At 45.9% G+C, this 9,230-nt stretch carries 1 protein-coding gene; it reads left to right on the top strand.

Annotated features, from left to right (window positions below; all coding sequences use genetic code 11):
* The coding region (locus PN457_RS11820; RefSeq protein WP_271733526.1) for a PKD domain-containing protein at positions 1 to 9,058 on the top strand (9,058 nt) is incomplete at its 5' end.
* Between the last annotated feature and the right edge of the window lie 172 nt (positions 9,059 to 9,230).

Below are 9,230 nucleotides of genomic sequence, written 5' to 3'. Positions count from 1 at the left end.
CCCCACAGCAGTTACCCTCAACAACAACATCATCAGCATTCCTGAAGATGCAGACACAAGTAGGGGCATTAAAGTAGCAGACATTGTTATCACCGATGATGGTTTAGGAACAAATACCATTACCCTCAGTGGTGCCGATGCAGCCAGTTTTGAAGTAGTAGACACTTCCCTATATCTCAAAGCAGGGACAACACTAGACTATGAAGCCAAGAATAGTTACGCCGTCACCATCAACGTCGATGACAGCACATTGGGCAACACTCCAGATGTCACCACTGACTTCAGCCTTGCAATTACAGATACTGTGCTTCTCACCCTGAAGGGCACTTACGATACCACAGGCCTTGCTTCTGGTGTACAAGTGGTGGGGAACTACGCCTATGTGGCTGATGATGAAGCAGGATTGCAAATCATTGATATCAGCAACCCGGCTAACCCCATCTTCAAAGGCACTTACAATACCACAGGCTTTCCTTGGGGTGTACAAGTAGTGGGCAACTACGCCTATGTGGCTGATCGGGATGCAGGATTGCAAATCATAGATATTAGCAACCCGGCTAACCCCACTCGCATCGGCGGTTACAATACCCCCGGCTCGGCTTGGGGTGTAGAAGTAGTGGGGAACTACGCCTATGTCGCTGATTGGGATGCAGGATTGCAAATCATAGATATCAGCAACCCAGCTAACCCCACCCGCACTGGCGGTTACGATACTTCTGGCTTTGCTAGGGGTGTAGAAGTAGTGGGGAACTACGCCTATGTGGCTGATCGGGATGCAGGATTGCAAATCATAGATATCAGCAACCCGGCTCACCCCATCTTCAAAGGTACTTACGATACCTCTGGTCTTGCTTTGGATGTAGAAGTAGTGGGGAACTACGCCTATGTCGCTGATTATGATGGGGGATTGCAAATCATAGATATCAGCAACCCGGCTCACCCCATCTTCAAAGGTACTTACGATACTCCTGGCCTTGCTAGGGGTGTGGAAGTAGTGGGCAACTACGCCTATGTGGCTGATGTGAGTGCAGGATTGCAAATCATAGATATCAGCAACCCCGCTAACCCCACCCTCATCGGCACTTACGATACCTCTGGCCTTGCTTGGGATGTACAAGTGGTGGGGAACTACGCCTATGTTGCTGATCAAGCTGCAGGATTACAAATCATTTATGTGAGTGACTTGAATAAAGCCCCCACAGCAGTTACCCTCAACAACATCATCAGCATTGCTGAAAATGCAGACACAAGTAGGGGCATTAAAGTAGCAGAAATTGCTATCACCGATGATGGTTTCGGAACAAATACCATTACCCTCAGTGGTGCCGATGCAGCCAGTTTTGAAGTAGTAGACGCTTCCCTATACCTCAAAGCAGGCACGACAGTAGACTATGAAGCCAAGAATAGTTACGCCCTCACCATCAACGTCGATGACAGCACGGTGGGCAACACTCCAGGCGTCTCCACTGACTTTACGCTGGCAATTGTAGTACCTACCACAGCCATAGGCACAATCATCAATGACGATCTACCAAGAATTACCTTAACACCTACCGCTTCCCAAGAAATACGTTTCAATACTGATACTCTCCAAATTAGCGGACTCTTAGAAACAGTACCATATACCACTTCGTTAATTAGTAATAACACCATTGCCCAGTTCCAATTTACCGGAGATTTAGTAATTCCCGATGGGGTGAAAGTCACAGCCCAAGGTAGTCGTCCCCTGTCCATCTTTGTCACCAATAATGTCGAGATTGGTGCAAATGTCACCTTTGATGTGTCCGCTAATGGTGTAACAGCAGGGGCTGCGGGTGGTGCGGGCACTGCTGGTGGTGCGGGCACTGCTGGTGGTGCGGGCACTGCCGGTGGTGCTGGTGGTGCTGGCGGTGATGGCGGTGCTGGCGGCTCTTGGGGTTATGGTAGTGGAAATAATGGCGGTGCTGGTAGTGGTGGTGCTAATGGTGGCAATGGTAATTTTATAGGTGGTAATGGTGGCAATGGTGCTAATGGTAACAATGGCAATAATGGCGCTAATGGTAATAATGGTGGCAACGGAATTGGTGGAACAAATAACAAATTTGATTTGACCATATCTGGTGGTGCTGGTGGTGCTGGTGGTGCTGGCGGTGCTGGCGGTGCTGGCGGTGCTGGTGGTGCTGGTGGTGCCGGCGGCGGCGGTGGCGGCGGTGCCCACGGTACATTGGGGTATTATGGTGGTAATGGCGGTGCTGGCGGTGCTGGTGGTGCTGGTGGTAATGGCGGTGCTGGTGGTAATGGCGGTGCTGGTGGTGCTGGTGGTGCCGGCGGTGGAGCTTTTGAAATTGTCGCTCAAGGCAAAATCTCTGCACAGGATGGCACACAACTCAAATCCCTAGGAGGTGATGGTAATAGAGGTAATAATGGCTCTGCTGGCACCAGTGGTAGTCGTGGTGCTGGTGGTAGTAGTGGTGCTGATGGTGACGATAACTGGGGATGGGGCTATAAAGGAGGCTCTGGAGGCTCTGGAGGTGCTGGAGGTACTGGAGGTACCGGTGGTACCGGTGGTACTGGTGGTGCCGGTGGTGGCGGCGCTGGGGGCACAGTCAAGCTCATGGCATCGGTTCTGGACGTTGACAAAGCCTCCGTCAACGTATCTGGCGGCTCTAGCTCTGGAGGAAATTCCGGTGGACCCGGACGACTGATTTTAGGAGGTAACACCGTTGATAATGGTCAATTATCAGGTACTCCCGATATACAACCTGTTTACATTACCAGTGAAAAACTGCAAGCCAATCTGTATACCACAGGTGGTGCCATCACAACCTTCCCTAACTTCAGTTCCTTAACTCCCATAGCTTCTCAAACCACAGGGGTAGTTCAACAAAGTAATACAACTCAACCCTTTTCAGGGTTTAACCTCCAAAATCCCCCCGTAGATAACTTTGCTGTATTGTGGACGGGTAAAATTGAACTCATTAACACTGGCAATAACCAGAATGAGACAGTTACTTTCTTCCTGAGCAGTGATGACGGCTCTAGGCTGTATATCAACAACCAATTGGTAGTTGATCATGGGGGGTTACATGGATTTTCAGAAAAATCAGGACAAATAGCTTTAAGTCCTGGTATTCATGATATCCGCGTGGAGCTATTTGAACATACTGGTTCCGCTGGTATTCAGCTTGACTATCAAATTCCCGGTCAACCACGTCAACTGCTGAGTACTGCTCCCATCCAAAAATTCGACGGCGTCCGGGCTAGTAATCCCTTCATTACCGATAATACCGTAGCAACTCCCTTCATAGCTGATCTCATTGGCGGTGCCAATGTCCATGGGTTACTGGATTTAAGCATCGCAGATTTAGGCATAGCCGGGGATATTCCCGAGGATGCCTTAGCCGCTATTTACCGTGTGGATATAGCTCCCGGTAAGTACAACGTCAACTACTTTGATGTAGACAGTAATGTGGACTTTGATATGCTGCTGTTTATCAATGTCTCCGGGGAGAATATCTTTAACCCGCAATTGGGCATAGATTTAAATCAAACCAATCAAGACTTCTTAAAACCCTTATTAGCCGGAGGCACACCCCTCACCCGACTAGGTAATGGACAAATTTGGGCGACTCTGATTCCCGATGATGATAGTATTTTCATTAATGCTGCCTTGAATTACCCCAGGTTAGTGAATACCATATCTGGTCAAAACCTCAAGGATGGTGAAGCTGTATATATCCGCCCCACAGGACTAACTGATATTACCATCAGTCCCGACGGCAAACATCTCTACGGTGTCAACCAACTCAATGCCCTTGTGGTCGTCAATACCAGCAATATAACTCAAGAACAAATCTTCCAAGATGGCACTGTGCAAATAGAGGGCTTGGATGAGTCAACAGCAGTGACAATTAGCGCCGATGGTAATTATGTTTATCTAGCAGGAGCCACCGAGGAAGCCATCAGCGTATTTAACCGTGATGCCAACACTGGTAAACTCACCATTAACCCAGAAGCTTCCTGGAGAGGCACAGGTACCCAAACCATTACCACCCTAACTACAGGTGTCAATCACCAGGTATTTGCAGGGGTTTCCCCCATTAATAATTCTGATAATTCAGGACAAGCAGGGGTATTGCTCTTCCACCATGACCCAGTAACTGGTAAACTAACTCTTCAACAGCCTGCTTTCCTCACTGACAGCCTCAAAGAAGTTACAGCCATTGAAGTAAGTCCAGACGGTAGCAAAGTATATGCCATCAGTCGTCAAGATAATCAGTTAGTGGTTCTCAATGCCACGGATCTCCAGGAAGTGCAAAGGCTAACCAGGGCAGATGTCGGAGATCGGAACGTCATGAGGGGAATTAGTGATCTTGCAGTCACTGATAAGTTCATCTATACCTTGAGCGCCCACACTGGTACTCTGGCTGTATTTCCACTGGATGCTGAAGGCAAACTTGTCATAGATACCACAACGCAGACTTACCAACCCATCCAAATCCTGCGGGATGGCACATCAGGCATCAGGGGCTTTAAGGGAGCAGCAGATTTAACCATTACTAGCACTGATAATCGACAATTCCTATATGTCACCAGCGGCGAGATCAATACCCTACCCGGACTGGAGATTGACAAGAATACTGGTAGACTGCAACTACTGCAAATAGTTCGTAACAGAAGTTTAACCGCCGCCACTGATATTGTGGCTAATGATGGGGATGCCTATGTTTCTGCTGTTGTATCCACAAACCCCCTGGCTCCACCCCTAGCTAATGACTTTGGTATTACCAAGTTTAATTTTGTCCCAGATGCACAACCGCAAAAATTCATTGTCACCTTTGACAAACTGCAAACCCTCACCATTAATACTGGTAGTCAGGGTGACTTGATTGAACAGAAAAATGCTCCTACAGTCCAGAATTTAAACATTAACACCGGAGAAGGTTTCAATACTATTGATTTAGTCGAACCTAAGGGTAATGTATCTATCTCCTCTCTGGGTGATGGCGATTTCATAAATGTACGTAATGGTGAAAATGTCACTAACCTGACTATTAATAGTGGTGCGGGGGCGGATAACATCAAAATTTCAGGTGTTATTGCCAAAGGTGGTAACATTGATGCAGGGATAGGGGAAAACCAACTGACAATTGTTAATACCAAAGGTATTGAAACTATCACCGCTGATTTTAACCAAAATGCCATCACCCTGGCTGGAGTCGATGGAACCACAGTTAACCTAGGGGATGGAGGGAATAGGATCAACCTCATCGCCAGTACTATCAAATCTCATGTAGCCGTTAAGACTGGTAGCGGAGACAACGAAATATTCCTCGACAGTGCCAATGAGAATGATACCTTTACGGTTAACACAGGAAGTGGTAGCGATAAGTTCCGAGTCAACGGCGAAAATATCAAAGCCGGAGCCAATGTAATTTTAAACGGCGGTAACGGAGAAAATCTACTGGAATTTAGATCCGCTGGTAATGACATTGATAATCTGATTAATAATCTGATTGGTAGCATCAAAGTCAGAGGGGAAAACTATGGCGCAGTTAGTTATCAAAATATTCGGTTAGGCTTAGGCATACCACAATTAAACACCCAAACCGGGGCTAGGAGCCTCACAGCCAGTAGTACACCATCAGTCAACATGATGATTGACAGAGTAGAACCCATTTCTGAAGGCGATCCTTTGAAGTTAGAAGCTAATATTAAGGGAGATATCACCCAAATCAGGTTTGTGGAATTACTCTTGGACGATGTTCTGATTACCACCATTGATATCAGCCAACTCCCCGCTGCAAATAATGGACAACAAGAAATTGATGGTGTCACCGTAACTCTGCTAGAGGAGGGAGCTAATTCCTATAATTTGATTGCGGAAGTCAAAGACTGGTTTACCCTGTATGATTTGGGTTTTGGTGACAATGGCTTTTATAATTTGACCGTGAGAGCCACTGATACTAATGAAGAGACTATCCTGGAAGATATCATTCTGTTAACTATCAACAATAGTGCTCCCAAAAACTTAGTCATTAATGCCAGTCAACTAGAAATTAATCAGGGAGACACCATAGAGTTTCAAGGTGACTTTATCGATTTTGGCGATGATGCCCACACTTATATTTGGGACTTTGGCGATGGTACAAGAATTGAGAATATATTCAAGATTAACCACACCTACACCAAAAATGGTATCTATCCAGTGACTTTTACTGTCACTGATGATGATGGAGGGCGAGCATCCTTCAGTACTGAGGTGACAGTGAATAATCTTCCTCCGCAGATATCCATAGAAAATAACACCATCATCACAAAAGAAGGTGATGCAGTAGTTAACAGTGGCACTTGGAGTGATATAGATAATGATATAGTCACCCTGACTGCTTCTGTGGGTACAGTGACTGTTAATGAAGATGGTACCTGGATTTGGAATTTTAACAGCACTGATGGACCTGATGAAAGTCAAACCGTCACCATCACTGCTACTGATAGCGATAACGCCACATCCGAGACTACCTTTAACCTCACGGTGGAAAATGTCGCCCCACAAATAGGGGTAAATAATAACAGGATTACTATTTCCGAAGGTGACACAGCGTTTAACAGCGGTACTTGGAGTGACGCTGGTAATGATGCAGTCACCCTAACTGCTTCTGTGGGTACTGTCACAACCAATGATGGTACTTGGAGTTGGAATTTTAACAGCACTGATGGACCTGATGAAAGTCAAACCGTCACCATCACTGCTACTGATAGCGATCGCGCCACTTCTGTGACTACCTTTAACCTCACGGTAGCCAATGTCGCCCCACAAATAAGCGTGAATAATAATAGTATCACTGTTTCCGAAGGCAACACAGCGGTTAACGGTGGTACTTGGATTGATGCGGGTAAAGATATAGTCACCCTAACTGCTTCTGTGGGTACTGTCACAGTTAATGAAGATGGCACTTGGAGTTGGAATTTTGACAGCACTGATGGACAAAATGGGACTCAAACCGTCACCATCACTGCTACTGATAGCGATAGCGCCACCTCCGAGAGTAGATTTAACCTCACGGTGGAAAATGTGGCACCAACTATTGTCAATCTGACAGTTCCCACCAGCTTAAATGAGGGAGAGGAAGCCAGTTTTAGCGCCTTAGCCACTGATGTAGATAACGAATTAGATTATGTTTGGGATTTTGCTGCTGGTAATAATACAAGTTCTAATCAGAAGTTAAAGGGTGCCGATGTCAAATATACTTACCCCAATAATGGCATTTATCAGGCATCCCTAACCGTAACAGATAGTGATGGGGCATTCCTTACCGAGCAATTCAATATTGTGGTGTCCAATGTCGCCCCACAAATAGGGGTGAATAATAACAGTATCACTGTTTCCGAAGGGGTAATAGCAGTTAACAGCGGTATTTGGAGTGATGCGGGTAATGATGCAGTCACCCTAACTGCTTCTGTGGGTACTGTCACAGCTAATCAAGATGGTACTTGGAGTTGGAATTTTGACAGTACTGATAGTCCGATTGAAAGTCAAACCGTCACCATCACTGCTACTGATAGCGATAACGCCACCTCCGAGACTACCTTTAACCTCACGGTGGAAAATGTCGCCCCACAAATAGGCGTGAATAATAACAGGATTACTGTTTCCGAAGGGGTAATAGCAATTAACAGTGGTACTTGGAGTGATAGAGGCAATGATATAGTCACCTTAACTGCTTCTGTGGGTGCAATCACAACAAATCAAGATGGTACTTGGAGTTGGAATTTTAACAGTATTGATAGTCCAAATGGGACTCAAACCGTCACCATCACTGCTACTGACAGCGATCGCGCCACCTCCGAGACTACCTTTAACCTCACGGTGGAAAATGTCGCCCCAGAAATAAGCGTGAATAATAACAGGATTACTGTTTCCGAAGGGGTAATAGCAGTTAACAGCGGTATTTGGAGTGATGCGGGTAATGATACCGTCACCTTAACTGCTTCTGTGGGTGCAATCACAGCTAATCAAGATGGTACTTGGAGTTGGAATTTTAACAGCACTAATGGACCTGATGAAAGTCAAACCGTCACCATCACTGCTACTGATAGCGATCGCGCCACCACCGAAACTACCTTTGACCTCACGGTGAATAATGTCGCCCCACAAATAGGGGTGAATAATAACAGTATCACTGTTTCCGAAGGGGTAATAGCAGTTAACAGCGGTATTTGGAGTGATGCGGGTAATGATATAGTCACCCTAACTGCTTCTGTGGGTGCAATCACAGCTAATCAAGATGGTACTTGGAGTTGGAATTTTAACAGCACTAATGGACCTGATGAAAGTCAAACCGTTACCATCACTGCTACGGATAGCGATAACGCCACTTCTGTAACTACCTTTAACCTCACGGTGGAAAATGTCGCCCCAGAAATAAGCGTGAATAATAACAGTATTACTGTTTCCAAAGGTGAGACAGCAGTTAACAGTGGTACTTGGAGTGATAGAGGTAATGATACCGTCACTCTAACTGCTTCTGTGGGTGCAATCACAACCAATCAAGATGGTACTTGGAGTTGGAATTTTAACAGCACTAATGGACCTGATGAAAGTCAAACCGTCACCATTACTGCTACTGATAGCGATCGCGCCAGTTCTGTGACTACCTTTGTAACAACAGTAAGTGGACTCGCCGCCGATATTGATGGTAATGGTAAGGTGACCGGTGCTGATTTATTGTTGATCGACCAATATCTGCTGTTACGGAATAATCCTAACGTCGATGCGATTCTGCAAAGTTCCTTTAATCTGTTTAGCACTGAAACTGTGGGAGCCACAAACACCACAGGTACAGCTTTGAGAAGTGCGATCGCGAATGGGGTCAACAAATTAGCCTTTGACGTTGATGGTAATGGTCAAGTGACAGGAGGGGATATTTTCTTAATTCGTCAAGCATTGTTACTCAAGAATAATCCTAACGTCAATGCCATTCTAGAAACTACCTTTAATCTGTTTACCAGTGAACTCACAGGACCGAGAAACACGGGAGCCAAAATTAATGCTTTTATCTCTAGTTTGCTCGGGTGAATAAGTAACTGTTGACGGTTGACGGTTGACCGTTGACCGTTGACCGTTGACAGCGGCTAAATTTATTGGTTGATTTATTTATCATTTTGGCGATCGCCTATTTGTTGACCCTTGACCGTTGACGGTGGGTAATTTTTTGGGTGGGTTCAATTAACGTGACGTGAGTTCGATG

It is taken from the genome of Anabaenopsis arnoldii (assembly GCF_028331025.1).
Classification (GTDB): Bacteria; Cyanobacteriota; Cyanobacteriia; order Cyanobacteriales; family Nostocaceae; genus Anabaenopsis; species Anabaenopsis arnoldii.
Note: the sequence above shows the minus strand (reverse complement) of the source record. Positions and strands in the feature narration are given on the sequence as shown.